General features: G+C 60.1%; 13 protein-coding genes and 2 pseudogenes. 9 read left to right on the top strand and 6 right to left on the bottom strand.

Annotated features, from left to right (window positions below; translation table 11 throughout):
• Positions 1–209: 209 nt before the first annotated feature.
• Together A7K61_RS25935 and A7K61_RS25930 are read right to left on the bottom strand one after the other, a co-directional pair.
• Complete coding sequence (locus A7K61_RS25935; protein WP_047710603.1) at positions 210–1238, bottom strand: GGDEF domain-containing protein; 1029 nt, start codon at positions 1236–1238, stop codon at positions 210–212.
• Positions 1239–1240: 2 nt separating this feature from the next.
• Positions 1241–2092 (bottom strand): hypothetical protein, encoded by an 852-nt coding sequence (locus A7K61_RS25930; protein ID WP_171905495.1) that lies wholly within the window; start codon positions 2090–2092, stop codon positions 1241–1243.
• 328 nt (positions 2093–2420) lie between these two features.
• Between A7K61_RS25930 and A7K61_RS25925 the strand changes: the two genes are divergently transcribed.
• From A7K61_RS25925 to A7K61_RS25910, 5 genes and pseudogenes are all read left to right on the top strand, one after another.
• Positions 2421–3311 (top strand): bestrophin family protein, encoded by an 891-nt coding sequence (locus A7K61_RS25925; protein WP_003190542.1) that lies wholly within the window; start codon positions 2421–2423, stop codon positions 3309–3311.
• A 138-nt stretch (positions 3312–3449) separates the two neighbouring features.
• A pseudogene (locus tag A7K61_RS34315) lies at positions 3450–4529 on the top strand (cache domain-containing protein); the annotation flags it as partial.
• Positions 4530–4856: 327 nt separating this feature from the next.
• A pseudogene (locus A7K61_RS34310) lies at positions 4857–5393 on the top strand (methyl-accepting chemotaxis protein); the annotation flags it as partial.
• A 190-nt stretch (positions 5394–5583) separates the two neighbouring features.
• Positions 5584–7992 (top strand): glucose/quinate/shikimate family membrane-bound PQQ-dependent dehydrogenase, encoded by a 2409-nt coding sequence (locus A7K61_RS25915; protein WP_069558646.1) that lies wholly within the window; start codon positions 5584–5586, stop codon positions 7990–7992.
• 57 nt (positions 7993–8049) lie between these two features.
• Complete coding sequence (locus A7K61_RS25910; RefSeq protein ID WP_047710599.1) at positions 8050–9312, top strand: carbohydrate porin; 1263 nt, start codon at positions 8050–8052, stop codon at positions 9310–9312.
• Here the strand turns inward: A7K61_RS25910 and A7K61_RS25905 are convergent.
• The 4 genes from A7K61_RS25905 to A7K61_RS25890 all read right to left on the bottom strand — a co-directional run bounded on the left by A7K61_RS25905 (position 9309) and on the right by A7K61_RS25890 (position 13022).
• Positions 9309–10484, bottom strand: coding sequence for a XylR family transcriptional regulator (locus A7K61_RS25905; protein ID WP_069558645.1), 1176 nt, complete (start codon positions 10482–10484; stop codon positions 9309–9311). The genes A7K61_RS25910 and A7K61_RS25905 overlap by 4 nt on opposite strands.
• A 194-nt stretch (positions 10485–10678) precedes the next feature.
• On the bottom strand, positions 10679–11068 hold the full coding sequence (locus A7K61_RS25900) for a hypothetical protein (RefSeq protein ID WP_069558644.1): 390 nt from the start codon (positions 11066–11068) through the stop codon (positions 10679–10681).
• Positions 11065–12477 carry a PAAR domain-containing protein gene (locus A7K61_RS25895; protein ID WP_069558643.1) on the bottom strand — a complete coding sequence of 471 codons (1413 nt, stop codon included), beginning with the start codon at positions 12475–12477 and terminating at the stop codon, positions 11065–11067. The genes A7K61_RS25900 and A7K61_RS25895 overlap by 4 nt, the downstream gene beginning before the upstream one ends.
• Before the next feature lie 62 nt (positions 12478–12539).
• Complete coding sequence (locus A7K61_RS25890) at positions 12540–13022, bottom strand: hypothetical protein (protein WP_069558642.1); 483 nt, start codon at positions 13020–13022, stop codon at positions 12540–12542.
• 213 nt (positions 13023–13235) lie between these two features.
• Here A7K61_RS25890 and xylA point away from each other — a divergent pair, with 213 nt between their 5' ends.
• The 4 genes from xylA to A7K61_RS25870 all read left to right on the top strand — a co-directional run bounded on the left by xylA (position 13236) and on the right by A7K61_RS25870 (position 18463).
• Positions 13236–14552 carry a xylose isomerase gene (xylA, locus tag A7K61_RS25885; protein ID WP_047710597.1) on the top strand — a complete coding sequence of 439 codons (1317 nt, stop codon included), beginning with the start codon at positions 13236–13238 and terminating at the stop codon, positions 14550–14552.
• Positions 14553–14653: 101 nt separating this feature from the next.
• Positions 14654–15652, top strand: a complete 999-nt coding sequence (xylF, locus tag A7K61_RS25880) for a D-xylose ABC transporter substrate-binding protein (RefSeq protein WP_047710596.1) — start codon at positions 14654–14656, stop codon at positions 15650–15652.
• Positions 15653–15781: 129 nt separating this feature from the next.
• Positions 15782–17326 (top strand): D-xylose ABC transporter ATP-binding protein, encoded by a 1545-nt coding sequence (xylG, locus tag A7K61_RS25875; RefSeq protein WP_069558641.1) that lies wholly within the window; start codon positions 15782–15784, stop codon positions 17324–17326.
• Positions 17327–18463 carry a sugar ABC transporter permease gene (locus A7K61_RS25870; RefSeq protein WP_056784157.1) on the top strand — a complete coding sequence of 379 codons (1137 nt, stop codon included), beginning with the start codon at positions 17327–17329 and terminating at the stop codon, positions 18461–18463.
• Positions 18464–18670: the final 207 nt, after the last annotated feature.

Here is an 18670-nt window from a genome sequence, read left to right as displayed (position 1 = left end):
GGCCGTTACCGCAGGAATGGATATGTACTCGGTATAACGGTGTCGACTGTGAGGCCGTCTTCGCGAGCAAGCCCGCTCCCACAGGTTGATCGCAGGGTGTCAGGGTAGATTGGCATCGGCTGTCAGGCCGTCACGGGAGCAAGCTCCCTCGCCACAGGTCCAGCGTCGCCTCGAAGTTGTGTAGATACCTATGCACTGGACGGCAAGCCTCAAGACAAGATCGCCTTTAGCAGCGCGCCGTCCAGGTGCACGCAGTCCTTGCCATTGCGCTTGGCGCCGTACAGGTTCTTGTCCGCCATCTTGAGCACGGCCGATAACTCGTCGCCCGGCGAAAAACGCGCCATCCCCGCACTGCAGGTGTAATGGTGGGGCGCGGGCACACTGCTGCGGATCGCCTGCAACAAGTCCAGGGCGTAATCACAGGCTACGTCCACATCGTCGCCCTGCAATAACACGCCGAACTCTTCCCCGCCGATCCGCCCGAAGCTGTGGCTGCCTTTGGCGTTTTTCAGGCACAGGGCCATGGCGCGCAGGATTTTGTCCCCGACGTCGTGGCCATACAGGTCGTTTTTTTCTTTGAAACTGTCGATATCCAACATGATGAAGTAGCCGCCCTGCTCCCCGGCCAGCAACTTCTCGAAGCTCTGCATAAAGGCGCGCCGGTTGAGAATGGAGGTCAGGTAGTCGGTCTCGGCCAAGGCGCGAAACTCGCTTTCCACCAGCAATACCGAACGCAGATTCTTCAAGTAGGAGTAACTCAAGATAAACCCGATGGACACCGATGCCGCGCAGAACAGCAGCAAATACACCTCATTGCCAGCCTCTATATCCGCCTGCATGGGCGGCCATAGGATCAGCCAGATCAATAGCGCATCGACCAGATAATCCTGGACACTGATAAACAAGATGGCGCTGCCCACCACCAGGGTCACGGCCAACGGCAAGCCGTAGATACGCAACTCTTCGTTCAAATGAATCAGATACGCGAAGCCGACGGACAACAACACCATATAAATGACCCCCAGCACTCGCCAGAACAGGAAGTTCGCGGTGGTGGCATGTACCCGGCAAACAATCAGCAGGCCGACCGTGATGGCCAACATATAAAGGTCCAACTTCAAGGCCGGAGGAATCAGGAGCATGCCGAACCAGGCAATAATGCCTACCCATTCGGCCTGGGCCACCGCAGGTGACAACAAACTGCGCATTCTGGGCCGCAACTTCAAGTTAGCAGGCATCCTTACGCTCCCATCTCAATAGCATGCAGGCCCATCGCAAATGAAAAGGCCATGAACCGCTTTACCAGGCTGGCAAAGGGTGGCAGAACTTCCAGCCGGGTTTTGGAGTGGGCTTTGAAATAACCCTTTTCAACCCCCTCCTGCACCATACGGATAATGTGGGTCTTGGACACGGAAAGTTGCTTGGCCAAGGCCAGGTAGGAAGACGACCGGAAGGTGGCGCGGTCGTTCTCGGGGGCAAAGGCGTCGTTGTAGATCGCCAGCATCAACAGATGGCCGGCGTCGCGCTTCACCAGCCAATAACATTCGGGCAGCAAGACATCCACCGTCAACTCGGCCGCGAGAATCATGGCAAAACCCTTGAAATAGAGCGCCAGGAACTCGCGGTCATCCAGGTCGCGCATCTGCCGGTACACTTCCCTCTCGGGGTAGAGCAGCGCCAACGACTCAGTGAGGGCGGTGAGCATCAACCGCGCTTCGCGGCAGGCTTCATCCGAGGGCGCATAGACCCTGAAGCGACTGTCTTCGGGGTGCGGCGCAACCTCCATGAAGCCCAGGGCCTGGAACAGCAAAAAGATCGATTCCAGGCTGTTTTTCGAGCAATACTTGCGCGTTACGCACAAGGCTTTAACTTCTGCCAACAACGGCAGCGGTGTGGAAAAGTATTGGCTCAATAATGCGAACGACACCATCAAGCGGCTGTATTTAAGGGCACTCTTGTAGAAAAACGGTCGTCTCGAATAGGGCACGAGCAGCACGTGGTAATGCGCTCTCATGCACGATTCAAAATCCTTATGACGTTCGAGCGCTTGCGCGGTATTACACATAGCCAACTTCAACGAACTGACACGCATGAAAGAGCCCTGATCATCCAACTTGATGCCACTGATCTCAGCTACGAAATCCCTGCAGCCCGGCTCCAAAACAAATCACTTCAATAATCCTGCCATTAATGGCTTTTCGCCTCGAACGCAATGTACAGCGATTGCCGGACAAGACGTCATCAGTACCAAAGTTGTTCCACATCAAACGCCACGGCCGCACACAGTTGCGCGCAACCTTTGGTTACATTCACTCCGCCTGGCGGTTAGAGGACTAATCGATTCAGCACGCTGCGAACCTTCCCCTCTCGACGGCGTCGTAACAGGGATTGTTGCCAACCGCCCGCCGCGAGGTTCTCGTTTGAAAGCTGCCCTTCTGAAGAAATACCGCCTGATCATCAAGACCATGGGCTATGTGGGCTGGGCGTTGTTCTGGCTGTTGTTGTGGGATGTGGCAGTGACGGTGGACTTCATGCTGTTTCTCACCGCCAAGATCAATTTGCCGCTGATGCCCCTGACCTTGCTGGGCTCAGCACTGGTGGTGCTGATCAGTTTTCGCAACAGCAGCGCCTACAACCGCTGGTGGGAAGCACGCACGTTGTGGGGCGCGATGGTCAACAACTCGCGCAGTTTTGCCCGACAAGTGTTGACCCTGCTCGATGACGCCCCCGGTGAGGTGAACCCGGTGAAGTCGACGCTGTTGCGCCGTCACGTGGCTTACGTCAATTGCCTGGCTGCGCACCTCAAGGGCCAGCCGTGCCCCGAGGAAGTGCGAGCTTTTATCCCCGCCGAAGAATTTGCCCGCAACGGCGCCACCAATAACTTCGCCAATGACATCCTCACCGGCTCGGCCTCGTTGCTGGCGCGCGAATACCAGGCCGGGCGCCTGGACAGTATTCGCCTGGCACGGTTGGAGTCGACCCTGGTGGACCTCTCCAACGCCCAGGGCGGCATGGAGCGGATTGCCAACACGCCACTGCCCTACCCTTACGTGTACTTCCCGCGGCTATTCATTTCGTTGTTCTGCCTGATCGTGCCGGTGGGCCTGGTGGAGTCCCTCGGTTGGTTCACGCCGTTGGCCTCCACGGTCGTGGGCTTCATGCTGCTGGCCATCGAACGCATCGGCACTGACCTGCAAAGCCCGTTCAATTCCAGCGAACACCAGATCCAGATGGAAAGCATCTGCGAGACCATCGAGAAGAACCTGCAGTCGATGCGCCGCGATGCCCTGGTCGGTGACCCGATCGCCTGATTACCCCTGCTCAAGTGCCTGCGCCCTCGGCCGATATACCGAGGGTACGCATGGCCTCGCCTCTCACAAAAACGCCTGCGACACGCAGCACTAATTTTTCTCCCCTTGCCAAAACTATAAATACCCGCGGGTGAAGTCATGAATATCAAGCAGAAGCTGACATGGGCGTTTGCGGCCATCGCGTGCGTGCCGGTCATCCTGGTCGCCATTATCGTGGTGCTGAATCTGCGCGAGGGTGCGCTGGCCAACTTCCTCGACAGCAGCGGCCGCGAGATCCGCCAGATCGACAATGGCATGCAGCAGTTTTTCGACGGCATCAGCCAGAATGTCGACTTCGTCGCCAAGGACCCGCGCGTGATCGCGGCCAAGAACCTCAAAAGCTATGCCGGCGCCGATGCCGCGCAAATCCCGCTTACGCCAACCAATACAGAACTGCTGGCGATTTTCGATCAGTTCGCCAAAAGCCACCCCAGCACCGCCTACCTGTCCCTGGGCCTGAGCGATGGCGGCTACGCCAGTTGGCCGGACGACGCCAAACTGACGCAATACGACCCGCGCACCCGCCCCTGGTACCAGGCCGCCATCGCAGCGCCGGGCAAGACCGTGCGCACAGGCGCCTACTACTGGGCCCCGGACGACGTGGTGCTGATCGGCACCGTGCGCACCGTCGCGGATGCCACGGGCAATATCCTTGGAGTGGTCGGCCTGGACGTATCGCTCAAGCAACTCACCGAGCTGGTGCGCACCATCAAGCTGGGCGACAGCGGCTACCTGATGCTGGTGGAAGCCGACGGCAACGTGCTGGTGGACCCCAGCGATGCCACGCACAACTTCAAGCCCCTGGCGGGCCTGGGCGCGAACTACGCCGAACTGGCCAAGCACGGCGATGGCGTGACCGAGGTGAGCATCGACGGTGTGGCCTACATGGCTAACGTGGTCAGTTCCAAAGACCTGGGCTGGCGCTTTATCGGCCTGATCAAGCGTGACGAAGTGATGGCCGGTGCCACCCGCCTGACGTGGTTGATCGCGGCGATTGCCGCCGTACTGGCCGTGGTGTTCGCCATCGTCGGCGCCAGTTTCGCCCGTGTGATCGTGCGCCCGATTCGCGGTGTGGCCGACGGCCTGCAGGAAATCGCCGAAGGTGAAGGCGACCTCACGCGCCAGCTCAAAGTGCAAGGCAAGGACGAAACCGCCAGCCTGGCCGGCTGGTTCAACCAGTTCCTGAGCATGATCGCGCAACTGGTGCAGCGCATCGGCAACGCCTCCTCAGACCTGCAAACCGCCGCCGCCGACACCAGCGCCGTGGCCAATAATATGAACCAGGCCGCCGGCCGCCAGCGCGAAGCCGTGGAACTGGTGAGCACCGCGTTCAACGAGATGGTTGCCACCGCCAACGAAGTCGCGCGCTCATGCAGCGCCGCCGCCACGAGTGCCGATGAGGGCTATCGCGACGTGCACACCGGCCAGCAGCACATCGGCGAAGCCACCGGCAGCGTGCTCAAGCTTAGCGAAGACCTGCAAAAATCCACACAGACCATGCAGTTGCTCGAGCAAGACAGCCAGAACATCAACACCATCCTCGACACCATCCGTTCGATTGCCGAACAGACCAACCTGCTGGCGCTCAACGCCGCAATCGAAGCCGCCCGCGCTGGCGACCAGGGCCGCGGCTTTGCGGTGGTGGCCGATGAAGTGCGTGCATTGGCGCGTCGCACCGCCGACTCCACCGGCGAAATCGACAGCCTGCTGGGCAACCTCGCCCGCCGCACCCAGGAAGTCACCCAGCAGATGCAAGGCAGCTTGCTGGTGTCCAACACGAGCGTTGCGCGCATCCAGCAGGCCCGCGATAGCTTCGACAAGATCCGTGGTTCGGTGGACTCGATTCGCGACCAGAACACCCAGATCGCCACCGCCGCCGAAGAGCAGCACCAGGTGGCCGAAGAGATCAACCGGCATATCGCGCAGATCCACGCCGACGCGCAGTTGGTGGAAGGCTTTGCGCATTCGGCGCAGACCGGGTCCGGACGGTTGACTGATATTTCCGGCCAGCTCAATGGGCTGGTGGGGCGTTTCAAGTTCTGATGCTGTGGCGAGGGAGCTTGCTCCCTCGCCACAGGGTACGCGTCGCCGGGTCCATCTATGCCGCCTCAGAGGCGGCCCTGGCCATCATCGCAGTACCTGCAACAGTCTATTGCAGGACTCAAATGTACTAACCGGTTACTTATCTTGCTAAAATCGCGTCTTTGCCCTCTCTCACTCGAGTCCATTCGACATGAAACGAGCATCGCGCGCCGCTGGCGTCTCTAGATTCTTACTCCTGGGCCTGGGCGTCGTCATCGCCCTGCTCGGCCTTGCGCTGGCCGTCGGCGGCGCCAAACTGGTCAGCCTGGGAGGCTCTTGGTACTTCCTGCTCGGCGGCGTGGTCATGGCCATTTCCGGGCTGCTGATTGCCCGCTGCAAACCTGCCGGCGCCTGGTTGTTCGCCGCGTTTCTGCTGGCTACCGCCGTGTGGGCAGTGGCCGACGTGGGCCTGGAATACTGGCCGCTGTTCTCGCGACTGTTCATGTTCGCGGTGATCGGCGTGGTGGTCGCGCTGGTGTATCCGTTGCTGGCCGGAAAACCGGCGCGGGGTGCCTATGGCGTCGCCGCCGTGTTGGCGCTGGGCGTGGCGGTGGCCGCGGGCAATATGTTTGTTGCGCACCCAAGCGTTAAGCCCACTGGTGCAGGCCCGGGCATGACCCCGGTGGCTGCAGCCGATGCGCAGAAAGATTGGGCGCACTACGGTAATACCGAAGGTGGCAGCCGTTTCGCCGCGCTGGACCAGATCAACCGCGACAACATCGACAAGCTCAAAGTCGCCTGGACCTACCACACCGGCGACGTGGCCATCAGCGACGGCAACGGTGCCGAAGACCAGCTGACGCCCCTGCAGATTGGCAACAAAGTGTTTATCTGCACCCCGCACAACAACCTGATCGCGTTGGATGCCGACACCGGCAAAGAACTGTGGAAGAACGAAGTCAACGCCAAATCGGCAGTGTGGCAGCGTTGCCGGGGCATGGCGTATTTCGACGCCAGCGCGCCGATTGCCCAGCCGACCCAGCCCAACAGTTCGCCGATCCTGGCCGCCAGCGTGCCTGCCGGTGCACAGTGCCAGCGTCGCCTGTTGACCAACACCATTGATGCGCGCCTGATCGCCGTAGACGCCGACACCGGCAAGTTCTGCGAAGACTTCGGCACCCATGGCCAGGTAGACCTCAAAGCTGGCCTGGGCAATGTGCCGGACAGCTACTACCAACTCTCTTCAGCGCCGCTGATGGCCGGCACCACCGTCGTAGTCGGCGGTCGCGTGGCAGACAACGTGCAGACCGATATGCCCGGTGGCGTGATCCGTGGCTTTGACGTGATCACGGGTCAAATGCGCTGGGCGTTCGACCCAGGCAACCCTGAAGACAAGCAGGCCCCGACGGGCGACGCCACCTACGTGCGCAGCACCCCGAACAGCTGGGCGCCGATGTCTTACGACCCGCTGATGAACACGGTCTTCCTGCCGATGGGCAGCTCGTCCACCGATATCTACGGCGTGGAACGCACCCAGCTCAACCACAAATACGGCGCTTCGGTGCTGGCACTCGACGCCTCCACCGGTGCCGAGAAGTGGGTCTACCAGACAGTCCACAACGACCTCTGGGACTTCGACCTGCCAATGCAGCCAAGCCTGATCGACTTCACCCCGCCAGGCAGCGACAAAGCTGTACCGGCCGTGGTCATCGGCACCAAGGCCGGGCAGATCTATGTGCTCGACCGCGCCACCGGCAAGCCACTGACAGACGTGCAGGAAGTGCCGGTCAAAGCCGCGAACATTCCCAACGAGCCGTATTCCCTCACCCAGCCTAAATCCGTGGGCATGCCGCAGATCGGCGCGCAAACCCTGACCGAATCGGACATGTGGGGCGCCACGCCGTATGACCAGTTGCTGTGCCGCATCGACTTCAAGGGCATGCGCTACGACGGCCTGTACACGGCGCCGGGCACCGATAAATCCCTGAGCTTCCCGGGTTCCCTGGGCGGCATGAACTGGGGCAGCATTTCCACCGACCCGGTGCACGGTTTTATCTTCGTCAACGACATGCGCCTGGGCCTGTGGATCCAGATGATACCGTCGCAGAACAAAGCCCAGGCCTCTTCCGGTGGTGAAGCGCTGAACACTGGCATGGGCGCCGTGCCGCTCAAGGGCACGCCGTACGCGGTGAACAAAAACCGCTTCCTGTCGGTGGCCGGCATTCCGTGCCAGGCGCCGCCATTCGGCACCTTGACCGCCATCGACATGAAGACGCAAAAGGTCGCTTGGCAAGTACCGGTGGGCACCGTTGAAGACACCGGCCCCCTGGGTATCCGCATGCACCTGCCCATCAAGGTTGGCCTGCCGACCCTGGGCGGTACGCTGTCCACCCAAGGCGGCCTGATCTTTATTGCCGGCACCCAGGACTTCTACCTGCGCGCCTTCAACAGCGGCAATGGCGATGAAATCTGGAAAGCCCGCCTGCCCGTCGGCAGCCAGGGTGGCCCGATGACCTACGTGTCGCCCAAAACCGGCAAGCAATACATCGTCGTCACCGCCGGCGGCGCACGCCAGTCCACCGACCGTGGCGACTACGTGATCGCCTACGCCCTGCCGTAACCGCCCTCTGTTCGCGCGGTGCTCCGGCACCGCGCTTTGTGTTTGGAAAGATCCCCCATGACCCCTACTCCTCATACCGCCTGGCGCCTGGCGCTGGGCCTGGCCTTTGCGGCCGCCCTGCCCGTTCAAGCCGACGACACCACCCTGACCGGCGACTGGGGCGGCCTGCGCCGCGAACTCGACGCGCAAGGTGTGCGCTTTACCGGCGACTACAGCGGCGAGACCGCCTACAACGCCCACGGCGGCCAGCACCGTTCGGCGCGCTACTCGCAAAACGTCAAGCTCGGCGTGCAGTTCGACCTGGGCAAGCTTTACGGCTTCACCAACGGCGACCGCATCCAGCTGACCATCAACGACCGACGCGGCAACAGCGCCTCCGAGGACCTGGTGGGCAACCGCCTGCCGATCCAGGAAAACTACGGTGGCCTCTACACGCGCCTCACCGAACTGAGCTACGAGCGCACCCTGTTCACGCCGGCGCTGAACGTCAAGCTCGGCTATATGGCCATGGGCAATGACCTCGGTGGCCTGGACAGCGGCATCCTGTGCAACTTCATGAACGCCGGCTTCTGCGGGCATCCGCTGAACATGTCCGGCGGCAGCGGTTGGGCCAACTACCCGAACGCGCACCTCGGTGCCCGGGTGAAATACGACTTTTCGCCCAACTGGCAACTGCGCGTGGCGGCGTTCAATGTCGACCCGTCCAGCAACGGCAACTCCAGCCGTGCCTGGCACCTGGGGCCCAAGCACACCACCGGCACCGTGGTGCCCATCGAGCTTATCTACAAGCATGCGGGCGCATTGCCCGGTGAATACAAGCTCGGGTATTACTACGACAGTTCCGATGTAAAACGCATTGGCAGCAACAAGGACGTCAGCGGACGTGGCGGTCACTACCTCTTGATCGACCAGGCTGTGTGGGCTTCCCCATCATCCCAAGGCCGCAGCCTGCATGCCTTCGGCCAGTACTCTGCCGCCAGCCAAGCGGCTTCGCCGTTCACCAAGTGGTATGGCGCGGGCGTGGTGCTGTACAAGCCGTTCGAAGGTCGCCCGCGCGATACCGTCGCCCTGGGCTATGGCCGTGCGGTACCGAACCCGCGCAGCCGCGATGTGCAGGAGCTGGCAGCGTTCAATGCCGGCACGGCCTACCCCGACTTGGACACGGCTGAACAGTTGATCGAACTCAGTTATGGCTACCAGGCCACGCCTTGGCTGACCTTGCGCCCGGATGTGCAATACATCATCGAGCCGGGAGCGTTTTCCGGGGAGAGCATCGACAATGCGCTGGTGCTGGGCTTGCAGGTCAAAGCGGTGTTCTAGCTCGCGCCCTGCTGATACTGACGCGGCGTACACCCAAATTCGCGGCGAAACACCGTATGCAGGTACTGCGCAGAGGTGAAGCCGCAGCGGGCGGCGATTTCGGCGATGGCCAGGTCCTGGTTCTCCAGGCCCTTGGCGGCGGCCGCGAGTTTGAAGCGCAGGATTTCGTCATGCACGCTGCACCCGCGCACCTTGCGAAAGTGCGCTTCCAACGACGAGCGTGAGACGCCGACATAGGCGGCGACCTGGTCGGTCTTGATCCCCTGGCACGCGTACTGGCGGATAAACAACAAAGCCTGCATCACATAAGGGTTACCCAAAGGCTGATGCAGGCTGGAGGCTTGCACGTTGATCGCGTCCGGCGGCACCAGCACCTGCGTACCGGCACAGGCTTTGCCATGCAGCATCTGGTGCAGCAAGGCCGCGGCGGTACGGCCCATGGTCTCGGTGCCCTGGATCACCGAACTCAGCGGCACCCGCGTCAGAGTGCGGGTCAGCGGGTCGTTGTCGATCCCGATCAACGCCACCTCCTCCGGCACCGCAATACCCGCCGTCAGGCAGGCTTGCAACAACTGCCGGGCACGAGCATCGGTGACCGCGATAATACCGATGGGCTTGGGCAGGCTGTGCAGCCAGGCAATCTGCTGCTCCACCGCGCTGTCCCACAACGGCGCACTGGTGCCCAGGCCGCGATAGATCTCCACCGGCAAGCCATCGCGTTGCACCAGGCCGCGAAAGGCTTTCTCACGCTCCTGCGCCCAACGATTGGCCTGGGCTTCGGGCAGGCTGAAACAGGCAAACCGCGTCAGCCCGGCCTCGATCAAGTGTTCGTAGGCCAGCTTCATCAAGGCGTGGTTATCGGTCGCGACATAGGGAATGCCCTTGGGGTACGCGCTGACGTCCTCATAAGAACCACCCACTGCCACCACCGGCAGCTTGCTCCCGGCCAACGCCTCGCCAATCAGCGGGTCATCGAAGTCGGCAATGATCCCATCGCCCTGCCAGCGCTCGATACCGCGCAGACGGCAGAGAAAATCCTCTTCCAGGAACAAGTCCCAGGACGCGCGGGTGCTGCTCAGGTAATTGCCGATACCGGTGATGATGCCACGGTCGTAGATTTTGCTGCCGTTGAAGAGCAAGGCGATGCGGTGCACGGGCGGTAGGGTTTTCATTGTTTTTGTCCTGGGGCCGGTGGGTGCAGATTAGGCGGGTGGGTCGGGGTTCTCAATGGGTAGGAGGGAGAATTGGCTAGCATAAACAGTGCCTCGATCTGAGGTTTACCTCGGCGTACCAACCGAAACCAATGATGCGGCAGGCTGAGGTTGGTAATGCCGAGGCTTTACAGTCATGTTTGTCGCTCTTCAAACTACCTGAACTTAAGCAGTGCAACGCCGATTAACATCCAAATGAAGGCAATGATCATTATCTTCAAATTAACGGTGAGACGACGCTTTAAGTAAGGTGGAAAATTTTTCAGATCGACTGGGTCCAATTCTCCAAGAATGAGAGAAGCTTTTGGCCACATTATCATTCCAGTGATTTTCGCCATTTCCAAGAGAGACCAAATCAAACCTCGTTTTCCGAGACTTGGGCCCCAGATATAAATATAACGGCTGTTCTTTAAAGCCTCTTTTATGGCATCCAAATGTCGATGGGTCAGGTAAAGGCTGTATGCAAGAGTCCAAGCTGCAAGCAGCATGGGGCCGCCCAGAAAAGCGATTGCAACCCACGGAGACCACGTGTCGATATTGCTCATGGTTGATTAACTTCGTAGAGTTTTTCTCCAATAGCCTCACCAGCCATCCCTCCTCCTGTCGTACCCACCCATGCGCCTGCTCCCACTATAGCCGCGACACAAACAACCCCGACGATGCCTCCAGTCGCTACGCCGATCGCCATGCAAATAGAACCGCTGGCAGCACCCGCCATCACCCCGCTCAAAGTTCCAAGAGAAGCAGATCCCACAAATTTTCCTACTTCCGTAAACTTGACCTTCTCGCAAACCGCACCAGAATCACCATTACACACCTGCTGAATAGCCAACAACGAAGACACCCCACCAAGGCCTATACCGATATAACCACCTGCCTTCATATACTTCGTGGCACGACTGACCGCATCCACATGGGCGGCATACCCCGGAATCTGCCCCGGCCCACCCGCCTTGTCCCAGTGATGCACCAAGCTGCGGCTGGAAATACCCAGGGCCGTTTTCAACTTCGGGTGATCGCCCAAAGTTGTCTGCCCGCGCAAACGGGTGGAGTTGAGCAAATGGGCATCCAGCTGGTTCATCAGCCGCTGACGATCAGCAAAGAACTGCGGCGATCTAAGGTGGCCGTGCTGCCGATAGCTTTCCTGATGCAGGCGCTCCATCGCCTGGAGTGTGTCGCGCAGATTACTCAGGTGCTTCTCCATCACCACCGCACTCACGCCGAGCCAGGTTGAGGTATGGCCGATGAAACCTGCGATTTCGGCGCCGTGGCGAAACAGGAAGTCGGCCTCGTCTGGCGTCAAGGCATCCAGGGAGGCATCGACCTGCCGAGCGGCCTGCATCAATTGCGCTTCCTGGTAGGTGCAGGAGGTATTGCTCGGATCGCTGAGTACGATCATTGAGCCGGCTTTGACGTGACTTGTATTGAGGTTCAGTGATTGAAACTTGCGCATCACAGCCGGGTCGCGAATTGGAAACAGCGTGGCCTCCAGTGCTTCGCGAGTCATGCTTTTGGGCACGATATAAAAACCTGGATCCTGGCTCGAGAGGTTGTTAAATGCGGGCGGCGCCGAATGGCTTGTCGGTGTGTAAGCGTTTTGAGACGGCGCTGCCCAGTGAGTCGTTGGCCGGACCTTCTCGGCGGCTTGCCTGTTGGCACTCACCACCGAGCCACCTCTGCTGTGATACTTGGCTGAAAACACCGAAGGCACCAGCTCGGCTTTACAGGGACAGTCACTGTAGCTATCCAAGGTACCGGCCATAAGCCGGCCATGGCTATTCATGAAGGAAATGCCACCGACGATCCTATAAGTTTGGCCATCCTTGCCACAGGTAACTCGGTCACCTTCGCACGCATGGAAAAGGCCATGTATATTGATTCTTTTATCGCCGTCCAGCACTTCCCCGCCACAGGTGGTTTTATCACCCAGGCCAATGAAATAACCTACGCTCATTGTTTTTTCCTTAATCTGCTCCGGACGTCCCGGCATATTTTCAACAGGGCATTGCGCCCCTGCTACTTCATAGACGGTAGAAAGTCTTCCGCCAGTGGAACGCCCTGACGTTCAATAAATATTGATGAGTCTTGAGGCGTATTAATAATCTGGTCGCCATTGCTGAGATAACTGCCTACCAGCGCGAGATGGCCATTATCTTCGCCCGATCCTGTCACGATAGGCGCTTGAGTGCCGTCGGCATATTCCACGTAATCACCCTTGTGTGCCGCACGTACTTGCGAGCCGTCGGCCAATCTGAACTCAAGCCCCGAAGCGGTTTTCTTGATGACACCACCGTTACGGGTCTGACTGCCTTCGGCGGCAATTCGGTAAATAGCAATAGGCGGGTGAGTGTTGCAATAAGCCTGCTGATCCTTAACGAGCTGCAAAGCGCGCTCATTGAAGTTGGATAACTGCTGCTCCGTAAAGGGTGATTTATTTAATTGATTGAGTAAGTCAGGCGTCATTTCATTGGTATATGGCGAAAAGTGCGTTGCGTTCATGATGTCTTCCTTATTGGTGGTCTTAGCTGACACTCGAACTTTGAAGAGGCATACCCCCACCGTAAAGTCAGACGTTTCCCTAAATCATGTACTCCCTGAGCCGTTCTGAGCCCTTCACTCAAAATCGCACTACCCCTTGGTGATTTTCATAATCGGCACCCCAGGTGCCGTTGCTAGTATCCAGCCACCGCCCAGAACAATAAGGAAACCGCCATGCCGTACTTCCCCGGTGTCGAGAAGGTTCGCTTCGAAGGCCCTGCCAGCGCATCCCCCCTCGCCTTTCGCCATTACGACGCCAACAAGCTGATCCTCGGCAAGCCCATGCGTGAGCATCTGCGCATGGCGGCCTGTTATTGGCATACCTTCGTGTGGCCAGGGGCGGATATGTTTGGGATGGGGACGTTCAAACGCCCTTGGCAGCGCAGTGGCGATCCGATGGAGGTGGCCATCGGCAAGGCCGAGGCGGCGTTTGAGTTTTTTTCCAAGCTGGGCATCGACTACTACAGTTTTCATGACACCGACGTAGCGCCGGAAGGCAGCTCGCTCAAGGAGTACCGCAACCATTTCGCACAGATGGTCGATCACCTGGAGCGCCATCAGGAACAGACCGGCATCAAGCTGCTGTGGGGCACCGCCAATTGCTTCAGCAACCCGCGCTTTGCCGCCGGGGCGGCGAGCAACCCAGATCCAGAGGTGTTCGCCTTCGCCGCCGCGCAGGTGTTCAGCGCGATGAATGCCACGCTGCGGCTCAAGGGCGCCAACTATGTGCTGTGGGGTGGCCGTGAAGGCTATGAAACCTTGCTCAACACCGACCTCAAGCGCGAGCGCGAACAGCTCGGGCGCTTTATGCGCATGGTGGTGGAGCACAAGCACAAGATCGGCTTTACGGGCGACCTGTTGATCGAGCCCAAGCCTCAGGAGCCGACTAAACACCAATACGATTACGACAGCGCCACCGTGTTCGGCTTCCTGCATGAGTACGGCCTGGAACATGAGATCAAAGTGAACATCGAGGCCAACCACGCGACGCTGGCCGGGCACAGTTTTCATCATGAGATCGCCACCGCCGTGTCGTTGGGGATCTTCGGCAGCATCGACGCCAACCGCGGCGACCCGCAGAACGGCTGGGACACCGACCAGTTCCCCAACAGCGTCGAGGAAATGACCCTGGCCACCTACGAAATCCTCAAGGCCGGCGGGTTCAAGAACGGCGGCTATAACTTCGATTCCAAGGTGCGCCGCCAGAGCCTCGACGAGGTGGACCTGTTCCACGGGCATGTCGCCGCCATGGATGTGCTGGCCCTGGCGTTGGAGCGTGCGGCGGCGATGGTGCAGGACGACCGCTTGCAGCAGTTCAAGGACCAGCGCTATGCCGGCTGGCAGCAGCCATTGGGCCAGGCGGTGTTGGCCGGTGAATTCAGCCTGGAGTCATTGGCTGAACATGCCTTTGCCAACGAGCTGAACCCGCAGGCGGTGAGCGGGCGCCAGGAGATGCTTGAAGGCGTGGTGAATCGGTTTATCTATCGGTGACATTTGCACGACAAATCTCTGCACAGAGCGTCGAGTGACGCTCTACAGTTCAACCCGCACCACGCTGTGTCTTTCCAACAACAATAAAAGGACGCACCACCATGAAGTCATTCAAACCTGCCCTGCTCGCCGCAGCCCTGGCGCTGCTCGCCCTGCCGGTGATGGCCGATCCGGCACACCCGAAAATCGGTTTTTCCATCGACGACCTGCGCCTGGAGCGCTGGTCACGCGACCGTGATTACTTTGTCGCCGCCGCGGAAAAACTCGACGCCAAGGTGTTCGTGCAGTCTGCCGATGCTAACGAGCAAAAGCAGATTGCCCAGATCGAAAACCTGATCTCCCGGGGCGTCGATGTGATCGTGATTGTGCCGTTCAACGCCACGGTGCTGACCAACGCAGTGGCCGAAGCCAAGAAGGCCGGGATCAAGGTAGTGTCCTATGATCGCCTGATCCTCAATGCCGACATCGACGCCTATATTTCCTTCGATAACGAAAAAGTCGGCGAGATGCAGGCAAGCGGTGTGTTGCAAGCGGCGCCCAAGGGCAATTACTTCCTGCTCGGCGGCGCGCCGACGGACAACAACGCCAAGGTGCTGCGCGAAGGTCAGATGAAGGTGCTGCAACCGGCCATCGACAAAGGTGATATCAAGATCGTCGGCCAGCAATGGGTCAAGGAATGGAACCCTACCGAAGCCTTGAGCATCGTCGAAAACGCCCTGACCCGTAACGACAACAAGATCGACGCCATCGTCGCCTCCAACGACGCCACCGCCGGCGGTGCGATCCAGGCCCTGGCCGCACAGAAGCTGGCGGGCAAGGTGCCGATCTCCGGCCAGGACGCTGACCTGGCGGCGATCAAGCGCGTGATCGATGGCACCCAGACCATGACCGTGTACAAGCCACTCAAGCTGATCGCCACCGAAGCGGCCAAGCTTTCGGTACAACTGGCGCGCAGTGAAGAACCGACCTACAGCTCGCAGTACGACAACGGCAGCAAGAAAGTCGACACGATCCTGCTCACCCCGACGCCGCTGACCAAAGCCAATATCGATGTATTGGAAAAAGACGGTTTCTATACCAAAGAGCAGATCGGTCTGTAGGAGCGGGCTTGCCCGCGAAAAACGTTAACGATAACGCAGCGCTATCAGGCAACCCGTGTCGTCTATGAGTTTTTCGCGAGCAAGCTCGCTCCTACAGTAATGTCGCCAGCCCTTGTGTGAGCAATAGTAATGCCCGACTACCTGCTGCAAATGAACGGCATCGTCAAAAGCTTCGGCGGTGTCAACGCCCTCAACGGCATCGATATCAAGGTCAAACCTGGGGAGTGTGTGGGCCTGTGCGGTGAGAACGGTGCGGGTAAATCCACCTTGATGAAGGTGCTCTCGGCGGTGTACCCGCACGGCACCTGGGAGGGGGAAATCCTCTGGGATGGGCAGCCGCTCAAGGCCCAGTCCATCCGCGAAACCGAGGCTGCCGGCATCGTCATTATTCACCAGGAACTGACCCTGGTGCCCGACCTGTCGGTGGCCGAGAACATCTTCATGGGCCACGAGCTGACCTTGCCCGGCGGGCGCATGAATTACCCGGCGATGCTGCACCGCGCCGAAGCCTTGATGCGTGAACTCAAGGTACCGGACATGAACGTGGCGCTGCCGGTGTCGCAGTATGGCGGCGGCTACCAGCAGTTGGTGGAGATCGCCAAGGCCCTGAACAAACAAGCGCGCCTGTTGATCCTCGACGAGCCCTCCTCGGCCCTCACCCGTGGCGAAATCGAGGTGCTGCTGGACATCATCAAGGGCCTCAAAGCCAAGGGCGTGGCCTGCGTGTACATCTCCCACAAGCTCGATGAAGTGGCGGCGGTGTGCGACACCATTGCGGTGATTCGCGACGGCAAGCACATCGCGACCACTGCCATGGCAGACATGGACATCCCAAGGATCATCACCCAGATGGTCGGCCGCGAAATGAGCAACCTCTACCCCACCGAGCCCCATGACGTGGGCGAGGTGATCTTCGAGGCGCGTAACGTCACCTGCTACGACGTCGACAACCCCAAGCGCAAGCGCGTAGACGATATCTCCTTTGTGCTCAGGCGCGGCGAAATCCTCGGCATCGCCGGGTTGGTGGGCGCCGGGCGCACAGAGTTGGTGTCGGCGCTGTTCGGCGCGTACCCCGGCCGCTACAACGCCGAGGTGTGGCTGGAGGGCCAGGTGATCGACACGCGCACGCCGCTCAAGTCGATCCGCGCCGGGCTGTGCATGGTGCCCGAAGACCGCAAGCGCCAAGGCATCATCCCCGACCTGGGCGTGGGCCAGAACATCACCCTGGCGGTGCTCGACACCTACGCGCACATGACCCGCATCGACGCTGAGGCCGAACTGGGCAGCATCGACCAGCAAATCAGCCGCATGCACCTCAAGACCGCCAGCCCGTCGCTGCCGATCACCAGCCTCTCAGGCGGCAACCAGCAAAAGGCTGTGCTGGCGAAAATGCTGATGGCCAAGCCCAAGGTGCTGATCCTCGACGAACCCACGCGCGGGGTGGACGTGGGCGCCAAGTACGAGATCTACAAACTGATGGGCGCACTGGCGGCCGAAGGCGTGTCGATCATCATGGTGTCCTCGGAACTGGCCGAAGTGCTCGGCGTGTCCAACCGCGTGCTGGTGATTGGCGACGGCCAGTTGCGCGGGGATTTCATCAATGACGGGCTCACCCAGGAACAGGTGCTCGCCGCTGCGCTCAGCCATAACAATAATGATCGGAAGACCGCGTAGATGAACCAGGTCAAACACCTATTTACCCGCTACAAAATGCTCGCGCTGGTGATCGCCGTGGCGTTCATCTGGCTGTTTTTCAGTTGGCAGACCGAGGGTGGTTTTCTCACCCCGCGCAACCTCTCCAACCTGCTGCGGCAGATGTCGATCACCGGGATATTGGCGTGCGGCATGGTGTTGGTGATCATCAGCGGCGAGATCGACTTGTCGGTGGGCTCGCTACTCGGATTGCTGGGCGGGCTGGCGGCGATTCTGGATGTGGTCTATCACGTGCCGCTATTGGCCAACCTGAGCCTGGTGGCGCTGTGCGGCTTGATGATCGGCCTGGCCAACGGCTACATGACTGCTTACCTGCGCATCCCCTCGTTCATTGTCGGCCTGGGCGGGATGCTGGCGTTTCGCGGGATTCTGCTGGGGATTACCGGCGGCACCACCATTGCGCCGGTGTCGCCGTCGCTGGTGTATGTGGGCCAGGGGTATTTGCCCCACAGCGTCGGTATCGGGCTTGGGGTGTTGCTGTTTGCCCTGACGCTGTTCCTCACCTGGAAACAACGGCGCAACCGTGCGCTGCATGGCTTGGCGGCGCACTCACTGCTGCGCGATGCGCTGCGCGTGGTGCTGATTGGCGCGGTGCTCGCAGGCTTTGTCACCACCCTCAACCGCTACGACGGCATCCCCGTGCCGGTGCTGCTGTTGCTGGCGTTGCTGGGGGTGTTCAGCTATGTCACGCACCAGACGGTGTTCGGCCGCCGGGTGTATGCGGTGGGCAGCAATATGGAGGCCACGCGGCTGTCGGGCATCAATGTGCAAGCGGTGAAACTGTGGATTTTCGGCATCATGGGGGTGATGTGTGCGCTGGCCGGCCTGGTGAACACCGCGAGGCTGGCGGCGGGTTCGCCGTCGGCGGGCAACATGGGTGAACTGGATGCCATCGCGGCGTGCTTTATTGGCGGCACTTCGATGCGCGGTGGGTCGGGCACGGTGTATGGCGCGTTGTTGGGGGCGTTGGTGATTACCAGTTTGGATAACGGCATGTCGATGCTGGATGTGGACAGCTACTGGCAGATGATCGTCAAGGGCAGCATTTTGGTGCTGGCGGTGTGGGTGGATGTGAGTACGCGCTCGGGCAGGCGATAACTCGTCCGCCAGAACATCATCGATTACCTGTGGGAGCTGGCTTGCCTGCGATGGCGCCCTGACAGCCGACGCCTATCTATCTGACACCCCACGGTCAAACTGTGGGAGCTGGCTTGCCTGCGATGGCGGCCTAACAGTCGACATCTATCTGCCTGACACTCCAATGATCCCACTGTGGGAGCGGGCTTGCTCGCGAAGGCGGCCTGA

The sequence above is a fragment of the Pseudomonas sp. AP42 genome, from assembly GCF_001728935.1.
GTDB lineage: Bacteria > Pseudomonadota > Gammaproteobacteria > Pseudomonadales > Pseudomonadaceae > Aquipseudomonas > Aquipseudomonas lactis.
The sequence above is the reverse complement of the archived record's forward strand: the minus strand, read 5'-3'. Positions and strand labels throughout refer to the sequence as shown.

Coding starts and splice junctions, on each gene's coding strand:
- A7K61_RS25935 (WP_047710603.1), bottom strand. CDS start 1,238: ATGCCTGCTAACTTGAAGTTGCGGCCCAGAATGCGCAGTTTGTTGTCA.
- A7K61_RS25930 (WP_171905495.1), bottom strand. CDS start 2,092: ATGCGTGTCAGTTCGTTGAAGTTGGCTATGTGTAATACCGCGCAAGCG.
- A7K61_RS25915 (WP_069558646.1), top strand. CDS start 5,584: ATGAAACGAGCATCGCGCGCCGCTGGCGTCTCTAGATTCTTACTCCTG.
- A7K61_RS25910 (WP_047710599.1), top strand. CDS start 8,050: ATGACCCCTACTCCTCATACCGCCTGGCGCCTGGCGCTGGGCCTGGCC.
- A7K61_RS25905 (WP_069558645.1), bottom strand. CDS start 10,484: ATGAAAACCCTACCGCCCGTGCACCGCATCGCCTTGCTCTTCAACGGC.
- A7K61_RS25900 (WP_069558644.1), bottom strand. CDS start 11,068: ATGAGCAATATCGACACGTGGTCTCCGTGGGTTGCAATCGCTTTTCTG.
- A7K61_RS25895 (WP_069558643.1), bottom strand. CDS start 12,477: ATGAGCGTAGGTTATTTCATTGGCCTGGGTGATAAAACCACCTGTGGC.
- A7K61_RS25890 (WP_069558642.1), bottom strand. CDS start 13,022: ATGAACGCAACGCACTTTTCGCCATATACCAATGAAATGACGCCTGAC.
- xylA (WP_047710597.1), top strand. CDS start 13,236: ATGCCGTACTTCCCCGGTGTCGAGAAGGTTCGCTTCGAAGGCCCTGCC.
- xylF (WP_047710596.1), top strand. CDS start 14,654: ATGAAGTCATTCAAACCTGCCCTGCTCGCCGCAGCCCTGGCGCTGCTC.
- xylG (WP_069558641.1), top strand. CDS start 15,782: ATGCCCGACTACCTGCTGCAAATGAACGGCATCGTCAAAAGCTTCGGC.
- A7K61_RS25870 (WP_056784157.1), top strand. CDS start 17,327: ATGAACCAGGTCAAACACCTATTTACCCGCTACAAAATGCTCGCGCTG.